Source organism: Pseudomonas sp. GW822-FHT05A08, from assembly GCF_058800485.1.
Map to the genome: position 1 here is coordinate 940,170 of NZ_CM179511.1, position 15,771 is coordinate 955,940.

Annotated in this window: 17 protein-coding genes; 8 read left to right on the forward strand and 9 right to left on the reverse strand. The window is 64.0% G+C overall.

All coding sequences use genetic code 11. The features are described 5' to 3' along the window. Positions 1 to 86: 86 nt before the first annotated feature. From AC3RCP_RS04215 to AC3RCP_RS04240, 6 genes are all read right to left on the reverse strand, one after another. Positions 87 to 659, reverse strand: coding sequence for a HupE/UreJ family protein (locus AC3RCP_RS04215; protein WP_009041932.1), 573 nt, complete (start codon positions 657 to 659; stop codon positions 87 to 89). 37 nt (positions 660 to 696) lie between these two features. After that, positions 697 to 1,311 (reverse strand): urease accessory protein UreG, encoded by a 615-nt coding sequence (ureG, locus tag AC3RCP_RS04220; protein WP_492571423.1) that lies wholly within the window; start codon positions 1,309 to 1,311, stop codon positions 697 to 699. A 52-nt stretch (positions 1,312 to 1,363) separates the two neighbouring features. After that, on the reverse strand, positions 1,364 to 2,038 hold the full coding sequence (locus AC3RCP_RS04225; RefSeq protein WP_101336692.1) for an urease accessory protein UreF: 675 nt from the start codon (positions 2,036 to 2,038) through the stop codon (positions 1,364 to 1,366). Next, positions 2,035 to 2,535, reverse strand: coding sequence for an urease accessory protein UreE (gene ureE / locus AC3RCP_RS04230; protein WP_123411524.1), 501 nt, complete (start codon positions 2,533 to 2,535; stop codon positions 2,035 to 2,037). Before ureE ends, AC3RCP_RS04225 begins: the two co-directional genes overlap by 4 nt. A 268-nt stretch (positions 2,536 to 2,803) precedes the next feature. Further along, positions 2,804 to 3,436 (reverse strand): TetR family transcriptional regulator, encoded by a 633-nt coding sequence (locus tag AC3RCP_RS04235; RefSeq protein ID WP_007925240.1) that lies wholly within the window; start codon positions 3,434 to 3,436, stop codon positions 2,804 to 2,806. A 239-nt stretch (positions 3,437 to 3,675) separates the two neighbouring features. Next, complete coding sequence (locus AC3RCP_RS04240) at positions 3,676 to 4,140, reverse strand: hypothetical protein (protein WP_101336693.1); 465 nt, start codon at positions 4,138 to 4,140, stop codon at positions 3,676 to 3,678. 390 nt (positions 4,141 to 4,530) lie between these two features. On the opposite strand from AC3RCP_RS04240, the gene AC3RCP_RS04245 reads away from it, so the two are divergent. Further along, positions 4,531 to 6,606 carry an AsmA family protein gene (locus AC3RCP_RS04245; protein ID WP_101336694.1) on the forward strand — a complete coding sequence of 692 codons (2,076 nt, stop codon included), beginning with the start codon at positions 4,531 to 4,533 and terminating at the stop codon, positions 6,604 to 6,606. Between the two features lie 131 nt (positions 6,607 to 6,737). On the opposite strand, the gene AC3RCP_RS04250 is transcribed toward AC3RCP_RS04245, so the two are convergent. Next, positions 6,738 to 7,649 (reverse strand): LysR substrate-binding domain-containing protein, encoded by a 912-nt coding sequence (locus tag AC3RCP_RS04250; protein ID WP_492571424.1) that lies wholly within the window; start codon positions 7,647 to 7,649, stop codon positions 6,738 to 6,740. A 142-nt stretch (positions 7,650 to 7,791) separates the two neighbouring features. Here AC3RCP_RS04250 and AC3RCP_RS04255 point away from each other — a divergent pair, with 142 nt between their 5' ends. The 3 genes from AC3RCP_RS04255 to AC3RCP_RS04265 all read left to right on the forward strand — a co-directional run bounded on the left by AC3RCP_RS04255 (position 7,792) and on the right by AC3RCP_RS04265 (position 9,773). Beyond that, entirely contained in the window at positions 7,792 to 8,430 is a 639-nt protein-coding gene (locus AC3RCP_RS04255; RefSeq protein WP_101336696.1) for an FMN-dependent NADH-azoreductase, read from the forward strand. A gap of 9 nt (positions 8,431 to 8,439) precedes the next feature. Beyond that, complete coding sequence (locus tag AC3RCP_RS04260) at positions 8,440 to 8,745, forward strand: DMT family transporter (protein ID WP_007932767.1); 306 nt, start codon at positions 8,440 to 8,442, stop codon at positions 8,743 to 8,745. A 137-nt stretch (positions 8,746 to 8,882) separates the two neighbouring features. Beyond that, positions 8,883 to 9,773, forward strand: a complete 891-nt coding sequence (locus AC3RCP_RS04265; RefSeq protein ID WP_492571425.1) for an esterase/lipase family protein — start codon at positions 8,883 to 8,885, stop codon at positions 9,771 to 9,773. A 59-nt stretch (positions 9,774 to 9,832) separates the two neighbouring features. On the opposite strand, the gene AC3RCP_RS04270 is transcribed toward AC3RCP_RS04265, so the two are convergent. Continuing rightward, positions 9,833 to 10,720: a DMT family transporter gene (locus tag AC3RCP_RS04270; protein ID WP_101336698.1), complete on the reverse strand. Its 888-nt coding sequence runs from the start codon at positions 10,718 to 10,720 to the stop codon at positions 9,833 to 9,835. Between the two features lie 96 nt (positions 10,721 to 10,816). Between AC3RCP_RS04270 and AC3RCP_RS04275 the strand changes: the two genes are divergently transcribed. The 3 genes from AC3RCP_RS04275 (at position 10,817) to AC3RCP_RS04285 (ending at position 13,141) form a co-directional block, all read left to right on the forward strand. Continuing rightward, positions 10,817 to 11,605 carry an AraC family transcriptional regulator gene (locus AC3RCP_RS04275; protein WP_101336699.1) on the forward strand — a complete coding sequence of 263 codons (789 nt, stop codon included), beginning with the start codon at positions 10,817 to 10,819 and terminating at the stop codon, positions 11,603 to 11,605. 71 nt (positions 11,606 to 11,676) lie between these two features. Beyond that, positions 11,677 to 11,967 (forward strand): PsiF family protein, encoded by a 291-nt coding sequence (locus AC3RCP_RS04280; protein WP_007932771.1) that lies wholly within the window; start codon positions 11,677 to 11,679, stop codon positions 11,965 to 11,967. Between the two features lie 163 nt (positions 11,968 to 12,130). Beyond that, complete coding sequence (locus tag AC3RCP_RS04285) at positions 12,131 to 13,141, forward strand: AI-2E family transporter (protein ID WP_007932772.1); 1,011 nt, start codon at positions 12,131 to 12,133, stop codon at positions 13,139 to 13,141. Positions 13,142 to 13,230: 89 nt separating this feature from the next. On the opposite strand, the gene AC3RCP_RS04290 is transcribed toward AC3RCP_RS04285, so the two are convergent. Further along, entirely contained in the window at positions 13,231 to 14,496 is a 1,266-nt protein-coding gene (locus AC3RCP_RS04290) for an Hsp70 family protein (protein ID WP_101336700.1), read from the reverse strand. Positions 14,497 to 14,795: 299 nt separating this feature from the next. Between AC3RCP_RS04290 and AC3RCP_RS04295 the strand changes: the two genes are divergently transcribed. Then, positions 14,796 to 15,734: a DnaJ C-terminal domain-containing protein gene (locus AC3RCP_RS04295; RefSeq protein ID WP_101336701.1), complete on the forward strand. Its 939-nt coding sequence runs from the start codon at positions 14,796 to 14,798 to the stop codon at positions 15,732 to 15,734. The last annotated feature ends 37 nt before the right edge of the window (positions 15,735 to 15,771 follow it).

The following is a 15,771-nucleotide window of genomic DNA, read 5'->3' on the forward strand; positions in this document are numbered from 1 at the left end:
CAGGCGACGGGGTATGTCGCCAAGAACGCATCGCGAGCAATCGAGCTTCGACCGGCGCTCCTACAGGAGCGCCGGTATTGGGCGACTCAGCCGGCCAGCAACCACACGCCCGTCGCGGCGGACGCCGCGCCCGCCAGGCGCACCAGCGGCGCAGCGGCCTGTGGCAGGACCCGGACCACGGCGTAACCGGCCGCGTGCAGTGCCGCGGTGGCGGCGACGAAGCCTGCGGCATAGGTCCAGGGGCTGGACATGTCCGGCAGTTCCAGGCCGTGGGCCACGCCGTGGAACAGGGCGAACAGCGCGGTGGCGGCCACCGCCAGGCTCAACGGCGGACGCACCGCCAGGGCCACGGCCAGGCCGAGGGCCAGGACCGAGGCGGCGATCCCGCTTTCCAGGGCCGGCAGGTTCAGCCCTGCAAAACCCAGCACGCCGCCGATCAGCATGGTGCCGACGAAGGTGCAGGGCAGTGCCCAGCGCGCCGCGCCTTGCTGCTGCGCGGCCCACAGGCCGACCGCAACCATCGCCAGCAAGTGGTCGAGGCCACCGATCGGGTGGCTGATGCCGGCCATCAGGCCGTTGTCGCCGTGGCCCGGGTGAGCGAAGGCCAAAGCTGGAGTCAGCAGCAGGGCGAGGGTGCCGAGAATGCGTTTGAGTGTCATGGACAGGCTTCCTTGTTGAGCTTTTTGAAAAGAGCGATCAGGCCGCGATCAGCAGTCCCTGGCGTTCGATAAAGGCGATGATTTCCTCCAGGCCCTGGCCGGTCTTCTGATTGCTGAAGACGAACGGCTTGCCACCGCGCATGCGCTGGGTATCGCCGTCCATCATCTCCAGCGAAGCGCCGACCAGGGGCGCCAGGTCGATCTTGTTGATCACCAGCAGGTCGGACTTGCAGATGCCCGGGCCACCCTTGCGCGGCAGCTTGTCGCCCGCCGACACGTCGATCACGTAGATGGTCAGGTCGGACAGTTCGGGGCTGAAGGTCGCCGACAGGTTATCGCCGCCGGACTCCACCAGAATCAGGTCGAGGCCGGGAAAACGCCGGTTCAGCTGATCCACCGCTTCGAGATTGATCGAGGCGTCTTCGCGAATCGCCGTGTGCGGGCAGCCGCCGGTTTCCACGCCGATGATGCGCTCGGGCGCCAGGGCCTGGTTGTGCACCAGGAAGTCGGCGTCTTCGCGGGTGTAGATATCGTTGGTCACCACCGCCAGGTTGTAGCGTTCGCGCAGGGCCAGGCACAGGGCCAGGGTCAGGGCGGTCTTGCCGGAGCCCACCGGGCCGCCGATGCCGACGCGCAGAGGTTGTGCGTTCATGTGACTCTCCACAATAAAAGGCACCAAGTAAAAGGCGCCAAACTAAAAAGACCTAGGAGCGGAACAGGCGGCTGTACTGGCGCTCATGGGCCATGCACGCCAGGGACAGGCCGAAGGTGGCGCTGCCGTAATGTTCGGGGTCGAGGTTCGAGGCATTGCGCTGGGCCTCTTGCAGCAACGGCAACAGTTCGCTGGTCATGCGCTGAGCAGCCTGCTGGCCCAGGGGCAGGGTTTTCATCAGCACCGCCAGCTGGTTTTCCAGCCAGCTCCACAGCCAGGCGGCCAGGGCGTCCTGCGGGCTGATCCGCCAGGCCCGCGCGGCCAGGGCCCAGCCCAGGGCCAGATGCGGCTCGGCGATCTGCGCGAGAAAGGCGCGGGCCGGCGGATCCAGCTCCGGCAGGCCGTTCAGCAGCTGTTGCAGGGAATAGCCCATTTGCCGGCTTTCCTGGTGCAGCTCGCGGGTTTCGCGGCTGGCACGATGTTCCTGGCACAGCTGCAGCAATTGCGCCCAATCCTCGTCGGTGGCCGCCTGACAATGGGCCAGCAACAGCGGTGCTTCGAAGCGCGCCAGGTTGAGCAGCAACTGGTCGCCGATCCAGCGTCGGGCGCTGTGCGGGTCGTTGACCCTGGCCTGTTCCACGGCCATTTCCAGGCCCTGGGAATAGCTGTAGCCGCCAATCGGCAGTTGTGGGCTGGCCAGGCGCAGCAGGGCCCAGGCCGGGTTCATGGGCGGACGCCGAACTGATGCAGCCGCGGCGCGTAGTTGAAGTCCTCGTCGCCGTGGCGGGAATGATGATGGCCGCCGCCGTAGGCGCCGTGTTCCGGCTGGAACGGCGCCTCGATGGTTTCGGTATTGGCGCCGAGCTGTTCGAGCATGGCCTTGAGCACATAATCGTCGAGCAGGCGCAGCCAGCCATCGCCGACTTGCAGCGCGACGTGGCGGTTGCCCAGGTGGTAGGCGGCGCGGGTCAGTTCGAAGGCATTGCGGCAGGTGACATGCAACAGGGTTTCCGGACGCGCACAGACCCGCACGATCCGGCCGTCTTCGGCTTGCAGGCATTCGCCGTCGTGCAGCGGCGGCTGGCCACGCTCCAGAAACAGCCCGGCGTCTTCGCCGTCGGCACTAAAACAGCGCAAGCGGCTTTTGCTGCGGGCTTCGAAGGTCAGGTGCAACTCGGCGGACCAGTCGGGTTGCGGCGCGATTCTGCGATGAATCACCAGCATTGGAAGGCTTCCAGCTATGAGCGATGCAGGGTGTAGAGCAAGTGCCTTGCCAATCGCGCGGTCTGATCGGAAACGGGTGGAAAGCGCCTGAAAATGGGGCAGGCTTTTGTTTTATTTTGTTACAAATTCAGGGCGTGCGCTGATTTATAGCACTGACTTGGTGCGTTGTGCTGTTTTTTGATGCGCGGCGAAGCGCCGCTCTGGCGCGAGCCATGGCGGGCAGATGAGGTGGTGGAGGAGGTTGTGCGGTTGAGCGCAGCGACGGGGGTTATTCGGTGCTGCCCAGCCCTTGCCAATGCTTGAGGCCGATAAAGATGAAACGCAGTTGCTGGGTGATTTTCGCCTGGGGCGTGAGGTGCTCGGGCAGGGCTTGCGCAGGCGGATCGATGATGTCCGGCAAGGTGGCGAACACGCTTTTGACGATCAGGTCGGCCATCACCGTCAGGTCGGCGATGTTCAGGTGTTGCAGCTTGGGCATCAGGGTCAGGTCGGCCGCCAGGTCGGCGCTGATGTTTTCCCGCAGGTTGGCGATCGCCTGGCGCACCGGCAGCGAACCGCCGTACTGCTCGCGGGCGAGGAACAGGAACTGCGAGCGGTTGGCTGCCACTACATCGAGGAAGATCCGCACCGAGGCATCAATGATGCCGCCCATGACAAATTCGTTATGGCGCACCAGGCGGATGGTTTCGCGAAAGGTCTGGCCGACTTCGCTGACCAGTACCAGGCCGAGTTGGTCCATATCGTCGAAATGCCGGTAGAAACCGGTCGGCACTATGCCGGCGGTTTTCGCCACTTCGCGCAGGCTCAGGCTGCCGAATCCGCGGCCGCATTCCATCAGGTGGCGGGCAGCGTCCATCAGAGCGTTGCGAGTCTGTTGTTTCTGTTCGGCGCGGGGCAGCATCGGCGGGCTGGTTTTCTGATCAAGAGAGCGGCGCACTCTAGCAAATCAACTTTGCCGGCGTCGAACCTAGTGGGGGCGGTAGGCTGAAGGCGAGACCTGGATCGGAGCGGTGGACGCAGAAAAAAAACGGCGCGGCTCAGGAAAAAACAAAGCCCGATCCAGGGACCGGGCTTTTCTGTAGAGGCATCATGGGCTTGACTCACAGCTGGGTTGCATTAGGCCAAACGGTCGTTGCCGTCTTAAACCAGACCTTTCTCTTCCAGGCGATCACGGCCGCCTTCGGCTACAGCCTGGCCCAGGGGAGTGCGATCGAAGCCGTCTTCAGCCAAGGTCTGACCTTGTGGGGTACGGTCGCCACCATCGGAAGCCAGGGTTTGGCCTTGTGGGGTGCGGTCGCTGCCATCGGAAGCCAGGGTCTGACCTTGTGGGGTACGGTCGCCACCATCGGAAGCCAGGGTTTGGCCTTGTGGGGTGCGGTCGCTGCCGTCGGAAGCCAGGGTCTGGCCTTGTGGGGTGCGGTCGCTGCCATCGGAAGCCAGGGTCTGGCCTTGTGGAGTGCGGTCGCCGCCGTCGGAAGCCAGGGTCTGGGTGAATACCGAGGTGCTGGCCTTGACTTGGGGGGTAGCCTGTTCAGCGGCTGGCAGGGCGAAAGCGTTGGCTGCCAGGATCGAGAGGGTCAGGCTAAGCAGTAATTGGCGTTTCATGATGGGTTGCTCCTTGGGAGGGCGATAAAGTGGGTACGGAGCCAATGTTACGCGCGCAAAATCGATATAAAAGTTCATAAAGACAATGGTAATAATCAACAGAATTGATTGTTCTGCCCGAGGGCTCTAGAACGGGCGTTTCCGAAGAAGGGTTTTGCACCGGGGTGGGTATTTTCGACCCATCTGCGCCTCGCAAAAGTGCGGCGGCGGTAACGCCAAGCTGGCGCTTCGGTCAGGAAAATCCGTGCTTTTGTGTCTGATTCGCGGCTTCGGGTTAAACCTGCGGGCCGTTTGTCAGTCCTAGTTTCCATGACCGGTGGATTTCAACCCCGGCAGTTCATAAGGGCGTCACCATCCAGGCGCCCGTCAGGTAGTCAGGAGCCCCGTGCAATGACGCGCACTCGTAAAATTCTCGCCTGGACAGTCGGTAGCCTTTTCCTGCTGCTGGCCGTGCTGGTACTGATCATCGCGTTCTTCGATTGGAACCGGATCAAGCCGCCACTCAATGCCAAAGTCTCCGAAGAACTGCATCGCCCCTTCGCCATCAACGGCAACCTGGCGGTGATCTGGCAACGCGAACTTGACGAAGGCGGCTGGCGGGCCTGGGTGCCGTGGCCGCATGTGGTGGCCGAAGACCTGACCCTGGGCAACCCCGACTGGTCCAAGGTGCCGCAGATGGTCAGCCTCAAGCGCGTCGAGTTGCGCATTTCGCCCCTGGCATTGCTGGCGCAGCGCGTGCGCATTCCGCGCATCGACCTCACCGAGCCGAACGCCGCCCTCGAACGCCTGGCCGACGGCCGCGCCAACTGGACTTTCCAGTTCGACCCGAAAGACCCGAACGCCGAACCCTCCAACTGGGTGGTGGACATCGGCGCCATCGGCTTCGACAAAGGCCATGTCATCCTCAATGACCAAAGCCTGAAAACCCGCCTCGACCTGCTGATCGACCCGTTGGGCAAGCCGATTCCGTTCAGCGACATCGTTGGCGACAAGGCGGCGAAGAAAGCCGAGGAGAAGGGCGCGGCTCCCCAGTCCTACGCCTTTGCCTTCAAGGCCAAGGGGCAATATCACGGCCAGGCGCTCACCGGCTCCGGCAAGATCGGCGGCTTGCTGGCGCTGCAGGACGCGAGCAAGCCGTTTCCGCTGCAAGTTCAGGCAACGATCGGCGATACCCGCGTCGAACTGGCCGGCACCCTGACCGACCCGCTCAACCTCGGCGCCCTGGATCTGCGCATGAAGCTCGCCGGCACCAGCCTGGGCAACCTGTACCCGCTGACTGGCGTGACCCTGCCGGACTCGCCGGCCTATGCCACCGATGGCCACCTGAGCGCGCAGTTGCGCGACCCGGCCGGGGCGAAGTTCCAGTACCAGGATTTCAACGGCAAGATCGGCGACAGCGACATCCACGGCAACCTGACCTACGTCGCCAGCCAGCCGCGGCCCAAGCTGACTGGTGCGCTGGTGTCCAATCAGTTGCTGTTCAGCGACCTGGCGCCGCTGATCGGCGCCGACTCCAACGCCAAGCAGAAGGCCCGGGGCGGCGACAGCAAGCAGCCGGCGGACAAGGTGCTGCCGGTGGAAGAGTTCCGCACCGAGCGCTGGCGCGACATGGACGCCGATGTCGAGTTCACCGGCAAGCGCATCGTCCATAGCGCCGATTTGCCCTTCACCGACCTGTACACCCACCTGGTGCTCGACGACGGGCGCCTGAGCCTGGAGCCGCTGCGTTTCGGCGTGGCCGGCGGCAAGCTGGATGCGCAGATTCGCCTCAACGGCCAGGCCACGCCGCTGGAAGGCCGTGCCAAGCTGACCGCGCGCAACTTCAAGCTCAAGCAGCTGTTCCCGACCTTCGAGCCGATGAAAACCAGCTTCGGCGAACTCAATGGCGATGCCGATATCGCCGGGCGCGGCAACTCGGTGGCGGCCCTGCTCGGCAGCGCCAACGGCGAGCTGAAGATGCTGATCAACGACGGCGCCATCAGCCGCAGCCTGATGGAGATCGCCGGGCTCAACGTCGGCAACTATGTGATCGGCAAAATGTTTGGCGACAAGGAAGTGAAGATCAATTGCGCCGCCGCCGACTTCGGCATCAAGACCGGCCTGGCCACCACTCGCCTGTTCGTGTTCGATACCGAGAACGCGATCGTCTACATCGACGGCACCGCGAACATGGCCAGCGAGCAACTGGACCTGACCATCACTCCGGAATCCAAGGGCCTGCGCCTGTTCTCCCTGCGCTCGCCGCTCTATGTGCGAGGCAAGTTCATCAAGCCGGAGGCTGGGGTCGAGGCCGTGCCGCTGATGTTGCGCGGCGCCGGCATGGTGGCGCTGGGGGTGATCGCCGGGCCGGCGGCCGGATTGCTGGCGCTGGTGGCTCCGAGCGGTGGCGAGCCGAACCAGTGCGCGCCGCTACTCGAGCAGATGCGTTCGGGCAAGGCGCCGGTGGCGGTCAAGCCGACGCGTTGAGAGCAAACGGAGTTTTCCTGTAGGAGCGAGCTTGCTCGCGATAGCCGCGAAGCGGCGACCTGTCTGCCAAAACTGGTCATCCTTGGCGATCTTTTCGCGAGCAAGCTCGCTCCTGCCTGGTCCCTGGGGCATTAGCCAGCGGCGAGCATCGGATGCCCGGCCGCCTGGGCCTCTTCGCGCAACCACTGGAAAAACGCCCGCACCGGCGGATGCCGTTCGCGCCCGGGTACGCACAAGGCGCTGTAGCCCGCGCCGTCGACATGGATCTCCGGGCGATACGGCAGCAACAGGCCGCTGGTCACGCTTTCCGACACCAGGATATTGCTGGCCAGCACCAGGCCCTGGCCGGCAATGGCCGCCTGCAGGGCGTAGTGTTCCTCGTCGTATTCGCGAATCACCGGGCGGCCCTGCATCCAGCTTTCCTGCGCCTTGTCGCACCAGGCCTCCCAGCCATGGGCGTAGAGCTTGGAATTGTGCCAGCGCACGCTGATCAGCGTCGGCGTCTGTTGGCGGGCCAGGGCCACCTGCTCCGGCGAGCCGTAGACCGCGAAGCACTCGTCGAACAGGCACAGCCCATAGAGATTGGGGTAGTCGTCCAGGCTGTAGCGGATCACCAGGTCGACACTCGCATCCTGTTGCAGGTCGATGACCTCGCAGTTGGTGTCCAGGCGCAGGTTGATGTTCGGGTGCCGGGCATAAAAGCGCCCCAGGCGCGGCACCAGCCACAGCGCGGCGAAGGCCGGCGTGGTGGAGATCATCAGGTTCGCGCCGCTGCGTTGCGGGCGCAGGCTGTCGACGCTCTGCGCCACTTCCAGCAAGGCGCCGTGCAGGCTGTGAAACAGCCGTTCGCCGCATTCGGTCAGGCGCACCTGGCGCGGCAGGCGCTGGAACAGCGGCACGCCCAGCCAGCTTTCCAGGGAGCGGATCTGGTGGGAAATCGCCGTGGGCGTAACCGACAGTTCCTCGGCGGCGGCCTTGAAACTCAGGAGCCGGGACGCCGATTCGAAGGCGCGCAGGGCGGTCAACGGCAGGTTGGCAAACATACTGGGTCACCTTATGGGTGAAATGGATTCATCCTGATCAACTATTGCTCATTTGTTCCAGGGGGCCTGCATCAATAGCTTTATTCCTCGCCCAGGAAGGCTTTTACGGTCTTCCAGAATGATCCAGGATGAGGAATGACAGATGAGCAGAATTCTAGCAGTACATGGCAGCCCCCGTGGTGAACGTTCCCATTCGCGGCGGCTGACGGAGCGCTTTCTCCAGGCCTGGCTCGAGGCCCATCCCCAGGGCCGGTTGACCCGCCGGGAAATCGGTCGCGCTTCGCTGCCCCATGTCAGCGAGGCCTTCGTCGCCGCGGCGTTTTATCCCGAACCCCAGGCGCGGCCCCTGTCGATGCAGGCCGACCTGGCCCTGAGTGACGAGCTGGTGACGGAGCTGCTGGAACATGAGCTGCTGGTGATCTCGGCGCCGATGTACAACTTCAGCGTGCCCAGCGGCCTCAAGGCCTGGGTCGACCAGATCGTGCGCCTGGGCCTGACCTTCAATACCGTCCAGGACAACGGCATCGCCCAATACGAGCCGCTGGTGCGGGGCAAGAAAGCGCTGATCGTCACCAGTCGCGGCGGCTTCGGCTTCGGCCCGGGCGGCGAGCTGGAGGCCATGAACCATGCCGATCCATGGTTGCGCACGGCGCTGGGCTTTATCGGTATCGACGACGTCACGGTGGTCGCGGCCGAAGGCGAGGAATCGGCCGAGCGCACGTTCCAGGTGTCCTGCGCCGAAGCCGAGCAGCGCCTGCTGGCACTGGCGCGAACCTTCTGAGGAGGCGACATGGCCTGGCTGTTCTTGCTGATCGCCGCCGCCTTCGAAGTCACCTTCGCCATGGGCATGAAGTACGCCGAGGGGTTCACCCGGTTGTGGCCGTCGCTGCTGACGGTGGTGGCCGCGCTGGGCGGCATCTACTTCCTGACCCTGGCGATGCGTGAACTGCCGGTGAGCATCGCCTACCCGATCTGGACCGCCATCGGCTCCCTGGGCACGGTGTTCCTCGGTTTCGCCTTGCTGGGGGAGAGCCTGACGCTGGTCAAGCTGCTGTCGGTGGGGCTGATCGTGGCCGGGGTGGTGGGGCTGAAGTAGAAGGGGATGGATCCCGGGGAATGTCATACAGTGGTCGTGAAGCTGTCATCTTGGCTGTCGATGCTCTTGGCTGCTGTCCTGCATCCAGCCTTGGGCGCCGCGGTCCCTGATACAAGTCCGATCACAAGGATGTTCCCATGTCCCAAGAGCTTGCCACGCGTTACCCGCTGGTCCTGGTCCCCGGCATGCTGGGGTTTATCCGGCTGGTGCTGTACTCCTACTGGTTCGGCATCGAGTCGGCGTTGCGCCGCGGCGGGGCCACGGTGATTGCCGTGCAGGTCTCGCCGCTGCACTCCACTGAGATGCGCGGCGAGCAGTTGCTGGCGCGGATCGAGGAGATCCGCCGCGAAACCGGCGCGGACAAGGTCAACCTGATCGGTCACAGCCAGGGCTCGCTCACCGCCCGCTATGCCGCGGCCAAACGGCCGGACTGGGTGGCCTCGGTGACCTCGGTGGCCGGGCCCAATCATGGCTCCGAACTGGCCGACTACATCGAGCGCCACCATTCCATCGACACCCTGCGCGGGCGTGTGCTGAGTTTTATCCTGCGGGTGATTGCCGTGCTGATGAGCTGGCTCGACACCGGCTATCGCGGGCCGAAGCTGCCGGCGGATATCCATGCCTCGCACCGCTCGCTGACCAGCGAGGGCGTGGCACTGTTCAACCGCCAGTATCCCCAGGGCCTGCCGGACACCTGGGGCGGGCAGGGGCCGGAAGAGGTCAACGGGGTGCGCTACTACTCCTGGTCCGGCACCTTGCAGCCGGGCAAGACCAATCGCGGGCGCAACCTGTTCGACGGCACCAACCGCACTTGCCGGCTGTTCGCCAGGACCTTTGTCCGCGAGGCCGGGCAGTGCGATGGCATGGTCGGCCGCTACAGCTCGCACCTGGGCACGGTGATTGGCGACGATTACCCCCTGGACCACTTCGATATCGTCAACCAGTCGCTGGGGCTGGTGGGCAAGGGCGCCGAGCCGATCCGGCTGTTCGTCGAGCATGCGCAGCGGTTGAAGGCGGCGGGGGTATAGCCAGAGAGGGATGTGGCGGTCTTGAGGTGTATCGCGAGCACGCTCGCGATGACGATCTGTCAGGCGGCGCTGGCCTTGCGCCCCAGCGCGGTGGTCCAGCGTTCCGACAGAATCACCCCGCCCAGGGTCAGCACCCCACCCACCAGGTGATACAACGCCAGCTGTTCATGCAGCACCACGGCGGCAATCAGCGCGGTGATCAGCGGCAGCAGGTTGAAGAACAGCGTGGTGCGGCTCGGTCCCAGGCGTACCACTGCCTGCATCCACGCCAGCGGCGCGAGCATCGAGGCCAGCAGGCAGGCATAGAGCACCAGGGGAATGTTGTGCAGGGTCAGGCCGGTTTTCGGCGAGGCCAGAAACAGCGGAAACAGCACCACCACGGCCACCAGCACCTGCAGGTACAGCAGCACCAGCGGCGGCAGGCGCAGCTGCCATTTTTTCAGCAGGGTGCTGTAGATCGCGTAGGCCAGGGTGGCGATCAGCATCATCGCGTCGCCCAGGTTCACCCCCTGTTCCAGCAGCACGTCGAGGCTGCCGGACGACACCACCACCAGCACCCCGGCAAACGACAACACGGCACCGGCCAGGGCGCCGGCCGTCAGGCGCTGGCCGAGGCTGGCGATGGCCATGGCCAGCGACATCAGCGGCATCAGCGAGAGGATGATGCCCATGTTGGTGGCCGAGGTCAGGGTCGCGGCGAAGTAGGCCAGGCTCTGGTACACCGCCATACCCAGCACGCCGAGGATGAAGATCTTGCCCAGGTTCGGGCGGATCACCGCCCAATGGGCGACCACTGCCTTGAGCATGAACGGCGTGAACAACAGGCCGGCCAGCAGCCAGCGATAGAAACCGATCTCCGCGGGGAAGATCGCCCCGACCGCCAGTTTGTTGATGACGGTATTGCCGGCCCAGATAAAGACGGCCAGTAACGGATAAGCGTATTGCATGAGGAAAACCAGAACGTTGATGAAGGGTGATTATCCCTCTGTCTGGATCCAGGCCTATACTTCGATCCAGACAACCCGCCCCTGAATCCGGACAGCATGAGCAAAAAACACATCGACCTGCTGCCCTTCAGCGGTCTGCCGGCGCCGGTGTACTTCCGCTATGCCGATTTCGACGCCCACAGCCATGCGCTGGAACATCGCCACCCCTGGGGTTGCCTGGAGTACTCGGCCCATGGCGTGATGCACATGGAAATCGCCGGCCAGCGCTTTATGTCGCCGCCGCAGTACGCCATCTGGATTCCGCCGGGTACCGAGCATAGTTTCTATAGCCCGCAGCCGATCGTGTACCGCGCCGTGTGCCTGGCCCCGCAGTTGTGCCAGGCGCTGCCGCAGCAGGCCTGTACCCTGGCCATCAGCGATATCCTCAAGGCGATCCTCAAGGACTTCGCCGCGCGCGATGTGCAGATCCCCGAGCAGGAAGCGGACGGCCGCCTGGCCCAGGTAATGCTCGACCAGTTGCAACAGGCGCCGGTGCATGACGGTTACCTGCCGTATGCCAGCAGCCCGGCTTTGCTCGGAGTGCTGGAAGCGTTGCAGGCCGCCCCGGGGGATAACCGTGCGCTGGCCGATTGGGCGCGGCAGATTCATGTCAGCGAACGCACCCTGGCCCGGCAATTCGTGCGCGAGCTGGGCATGAGTTTCGGCGAGTGGCGCCAGCGCCTGCGCTTCCTGGCGTCCATCGAGGCGCTGGACAGCGCGCGCAGTGTCCAGGAGGTGGCGTTCGACATGGGCTACAGCAGCGCCTCGGCATTTATCGCGATGTTCCAGCGCCAGGCCGGTTGCACCCCCGAGCAGTACCGGCGCACCAGCCTACAGAACAGGTGAACCTGTAACAGGGTTTGTCTACACTGCGCTGGAGGCCGCGCCCGTCGGTGCGGTAACAAGGAGAAAACTCCATGAAGATGCTGCGTATCCCTTTGTTGATGGTCGGTCTGCTGCTCTGTTCCCAAGGCTTTGCCGCCACCGCCCAGCAGAACAAAATGACCACTTGCAACGCCGACGCCACCGCGAAAGCCCTCAAGGGCGATGAACGCAAAGCCTTTATGAGCACCTGCCTGAAAGCCACCCCGGCTGCCGCGGCAACCCCGCAGGAACGGATGAAGACCTGCAACGCCGACGCCACTGCCAAAGCCCTCAAGGGCGATGAGCGCAAGACCTTCATGAGCACGTGCCTGAAGAAGCAATAACCTTCTCCCTCGCAGGCGCGAGCTTGTTCACGGTCCGGTCGCGGCGGTTTGCCTGACACACCCTGTATCGTTGATCGCCAGCAAACCCGCGCCTGTCGGCCTCGCATCGCCAGTGCAACGCTGGCAGACTGCCAATCCTTTCACGCTGTTTGTTTGAGGCTGTATGCCAACGTTTTCTCAGCGTCATCTGTTGTTGTTCAGTTGGGTGATCATCTTCGGCGGCCTGTTGCTGGTAATACCGTTGCGGCTATTACCGAGCCTGCTGGCGGGCCTGCTGGTGTTCGAACTGGTCAACATGCTCACCCCGCAACTGCAACGGCTGATCGAAGGTCGGCGGGCGCGCTGGTTGGCGGTGGCCCTGCTCGGCACCCTGGTGGTCAGCGTGCTGACGCTGCTGTTCGCCGGCGCCATCAGCTTCCTGCTGCACGAAGCGGAGAACCCGGGGGCTTCCCTGGACAAGTTCATGACGGTGGTGGACAAGGCGCGCGGCCAGCTGCCGCCGTTCCTCGACTCCTATCTGCCGGCCAGCGCGGCGGAGTTCCAGGTGGCCATCGGCGCCTGGGCCAGCAAGCACCTGAGCGAGCTGCAACTGGTGGGCAAGGACGCGGCGCACATGTTCGTGACCTTGCTGATCGGCATGGTGCTGGGGGCGATCATCGCCTTGCAGCGCGTGCCCGACCTGACCAAGCGCAAGCCATTGGCGGCCGCGCTGTTCGACCGCCTGCACCTGCTGGTCCAGGCCTTTCGCAACATCGTCTTCGCGCAGATCAAGATTTCCCTGCTCAACACCTTCTTCACCGGGATCTTCCTCGCGCTGATCCTGCCGATGTTCGGGGTCAAGCTGCCGCTGACCAAGACCCTGATCGTGCTGACCTTCCTGCTGGGGCTGTTGCCGGTGATCGGCAACCTGATCTCCAACACCCTGATCACCATCGTCGGCATGTCGCTGTCGATCTGGGTGGCCGCGGCGGCGCTGGGCTACCTGATCTTTATCCACAAGCTGGAATACTTCCTCAACGCGCGGATCGTCGGCGGGCAGATCAGTGCCAAGTCCTGGGAGTTGCTGTTGGCGATGCTGGTGTTCGAGGCGGCGTTCGGCCTGCCGGGGGTGGTGGCCGGGCCGATTTACTACGCCTATCTGAAGAGTGAATTGAAGCTGGCGGGGTTGGTTTAAAAGCAGCTGCAAGCTGCAAGCCGCAAGTTTGAGGCAGATAAGGCTTCTGCTTTTACTTGCGGCTTGTAGCTTGCAACTTGCCGCTGCTTTTATCCGTACCGTTTCTTCGCTTCGATCGCCAGGCCGCTGCCGATACTGCCGAAGATGTTGCCTTCGACGTGGCGGGCGTTGGGCAGCATGTCCGCGACGCTCTGGCGCAGGGCCGGGATGCCGCTGGAACCGCCGGTGAAGAACACCGTATCGACCTGGCCGACGCCGACATTGGCATCGCCCAGCAGTTGCGTGACGCTGCCGCGGATGCGCTCCAGCAGGCTGTCGATCGACGACTCGAACAGCGCCCGGCTCAGGTCCACGCTCAGGCCGGCCTCGATACGGTCCAGGGGCACCACGCGGTTGTCGGCGTGGGTCAGCTGGATCTTGGTCTCTTCCACCTCCATGGCCAGCCAGTGCCCGGCGCGCTGTTCGATCAGCTTGAACAGGCGGTCGATGCCGCCGGTGTCTTCGATGTCGTAGCGCATGCTGCCCAGGGCCAGCTGGGACTTCTGCGAGTACACCGAGTTGATGGTGTGCCAGGTCGCCAGGTTCATGTGGGTGCTGGTGGGCATGTAGGCGCCGCTCTTCATCCGGCTGCCGTAGCCGAACAGCGGCATCAGGCCGGCCAGCGAAAGCTGCTTGTCGAAGTCGGTCCCGCCGATGTGCACGCCGCCGGTGGCGAGGATGTCCTCGTGGCGGTTGTCCAGGCCACGGCGCTCGGGCGACAGGCGCACCAGGGAGAAGTCGGAGGTACCACCGCCGATGTCGACGATCAGCACCAGCTCTTCGCGCTCGATGGTCGACTCGTAGTCGAAGGCCGCGGCGATCGGCTCGTACTGGAAGGAGACTTCCTTGAAGCCCAGCTTGCGCGCCACTTCCACCAGGGTGTCCTGGGCCTCCTGGTCGGCGGCGGCGTCGTCATCGACGAAAAACACCGGGCGACCCAGCACCACTTCCTCGAACTCCCGGCCGGCGGCGGCTTCGGCGCGGCTCTTGAGCTGGCCGATGAACAGGCCCAGCAGGTCCTTGAACGGCATCGCCGTGCCCAGCACGCTGGTGTCGTGCTTGATCAGCTTGGAACCCAGCAGGCTCTTCAGCGAGCGCATCAGCCGGCCTTCGTAGCCTTCCAGGTATTCGTGCAGTGCCAGGCGGCCATACACCGGACGGCGTTCTTCGATGTTGAAGAAGACCACCGACGGCAGGGTGATCTTGTCGTCCTCCAGCGCAATCAGCGTTTCCATGCCGGGGCGCAGCCAGCCGACCGTGGAGTTGGACGTGCCGAAGTCGATACCGCAGGCACGGGCCGCAGATGCGTTTTTCATGTCTTTCGAGTTCCGGTTGGAAAAAACGGCCGCGCAGTGTATGCCAGTCGTTCGCAGAATCGAAGGCCGACTATCCGCTAAATCGAAACCCGCAAGCCTTGAAAGACTATTCTTCACCCCAAACTTGCAGGCATGGGCCGGGCAGCCATCGGGCGGTCGCAAGAACCGCCGCCAGCTGCCGATAAACTTCTGCTGCGCCGCGTGAGTCACAGTATTGAGATCGATCAGCCTTGACGCTGTTCAAGAGTGCATGCTGTACGTCCCGCCGCGCCATATTGATAACGGATGGTGATCCTTAGATGGACTTCAAAGACTATTACAAGATTCTCGGGGTGGAGCCGACGGCGGACGACAAGGCGATCAAGGCCGCCTACCGCAAGCTGGCGCGCAAATACCACCCGGATGTCAGCAAGGAAAAAGACGCCGAAGCCAAGTTCAAGGACGCGTCGGAAGCCTACGAAGCGCTGAAAAGCGCGGACAAGCGGGCCGAATACGACGATCTGCGGCGTTACGGCCAGCACGGCCAGCCGTTCCAGGGCCCACCGGGCTGGAAGGGTCGCGCGGATGCCGGCGGTTTCGGCGATGGCGGGGATTTTTCGGACTTCTTCAGTTCGATCTTCGGCAACCGCGGGCCGGGTTTCGGCGGTGGACAATCGCGCAGCGCCGGGCGCAGGGGGCAAGACGTGGAAATGGAATTACCGATCTTCCTGGAAGAGACCCTGTCGGCCGAGTCGAAGAAGGTCAGCTTCAAGGTGCCGCAGTACAACGCTGCCGGCCAGCACGTCAGCAACACCAGCAAGAGCCTGAACGTGAAGATCCCGGCCGGCGTCACCGACGGCGAGCGTATCCGCCTCAAGGGCCAGGGCGCGCCGGGTGTCGGTGGCGGGGTCAATGGCGACCTGTACCTGACCATTCGTTTCGCGCCCCATCCGAAGTTCGATATCGAGGGCGAGAACCTGATCATCACCTTGCCGCTGGCCCCTTGGGAGCTGGCGCTGGGGACCGAGGTCGCGGTGCCGACCCTGACCGGCAAGATCAACCTCAAGGTGCCGGCCGGCAGCCAGAACGGCCAACGCCTGCGCGCCAAGGGCCATGGCCTGCTGAACAAGGCCGGGCATCGCGGTTATCTGTTCGTGCAGCTCAAGGCCGTGATGCCCAAGGCCTCCGGCGACGACGTCAAGGCGCTGTGGCAGGAGCTGGCGAAAAAGGCCGCCTTCAATCCGCGGGAGCATTTCTGATCTGCAACCCATTCTGATCTGAAACAAGGAGTCGCTA

Coding starts and splice junctions, on each gene's coding strand:
- AC3RCP_RS04255 (WP_101336696.1), top strand. CDS start 7,792: ATGAGCAGAATTCTAGCAGTACATGGCAGCCCCCGTGGTGAACGTTCC.
- AC3RCP_RS04275 (WP_101336699.1), top strand. CDS start 10,817: ATGAGCAAAAAACACATCGACCTGCTGCCCTTCAGCGGTCTGCCGGCG.
- AC3RCP_RS04280 (WP_007932771.1), top strand. CDS start 11,677: ATGAAGATGCTGCGTATCCCTTTGTTGATGGTCGGTCTGCTGCTCTGT.
- AC3RCP_RS04270 (WP_101336698.1), bottom strand. CDS start 10,720: ATGCAATACGCTTATCCGTTACTGGCCGTCTTTATCTGGGCCGGCAAT.
- AC3RCP_RS04285 (WP_007932772.1), top strand. CDS start 12,131: ATGCCAACGTTTTCTCAGCGTCATCTGTTGTTGTTCAGTTGGGTGATC.
- AC3RCP_RS04295 (WP_101336701.1), top strand. CDS start 14,796: ATGGACTTCAAAGACTATTACAAGATTCTCGGGGTGGAGCCGACGGCG.
- ureE (WP_123411524.1), bottom strand. CDS start 2,535: ATGCTGGTGATTCATCGCAGAATCGCGCCGCAACCCGACTGGTCCGCC.
- AC3RCP_RS04240 (WP_101336693.1), bottom strand. CDS start 4,140: ATGAAACGCCAATTACTGCTTAGCCTGACCCTCTCGATCCTGGCAGCC.
- AC3RCP_RS04215 (WP_009041932.1), bottom strand. CDS start 659: ATGACACTCAAACGCATTCTCGGCACCCTCGCCCTGCTGCTGACTCCA.
- AC3RCP_RS04225 (WP_101336692.1), bottom strand. CDS start 2,038: ATGAACCCGGCCTGGGCCCTGCTGCGCCTGGCCAGCCCACAACTGCCG.
- AC3RCP_RS04265 (WP_492571425.1), top strand. CDS start 8,883: ATGTCCCAAGAGCTTGCCACGCGTTACCCGCTGGTCCTGGTCCCCGGC.
- AC3RCP_RS04260 (WP_007932767.1), top strand. CDS start 8,440: ATGGCCTGGCTGTTCTTGCTGATCGCCGCCGCCTTCGAAGTCACCTTC.
- AC3RCP_RS04290 (WP_101336700.1), bottom strand. CDS start 14,496: ATGAAAAACGCATCTGCGGCCCGTGCCTGCGGTATCGACTTCGGCACG.
- AC3RCP_RS04250 (WP_492571424.1), bottom strand. CDS start 7,649: ATGTTTGCCAACCTGCCGTTGACCGCCCTGCGCGCCTTCGAATCGGCG.
- AC3RCP_RS04245 (WP_101336694.1), top strand. CDS start 4,531: ATGACGCGCACTCGTAAAATTCTCGCCTGGACAGTCGGTAGCCTTTTC.
- AC3RCP_RS04235 (WP_007925240.1), bottom strand. CDS start 3,436: ATGCTGCCCCGCGCCGAACAGAAACAACAGACTCGCAACGCTCTGATG.
- ureG (WP_492571423.1), bottom strand. CDS start 1,311: ATGAACGCACAACCTCTGCGCGTCGGCATCGGCGGCCCGGTGGGCTCC.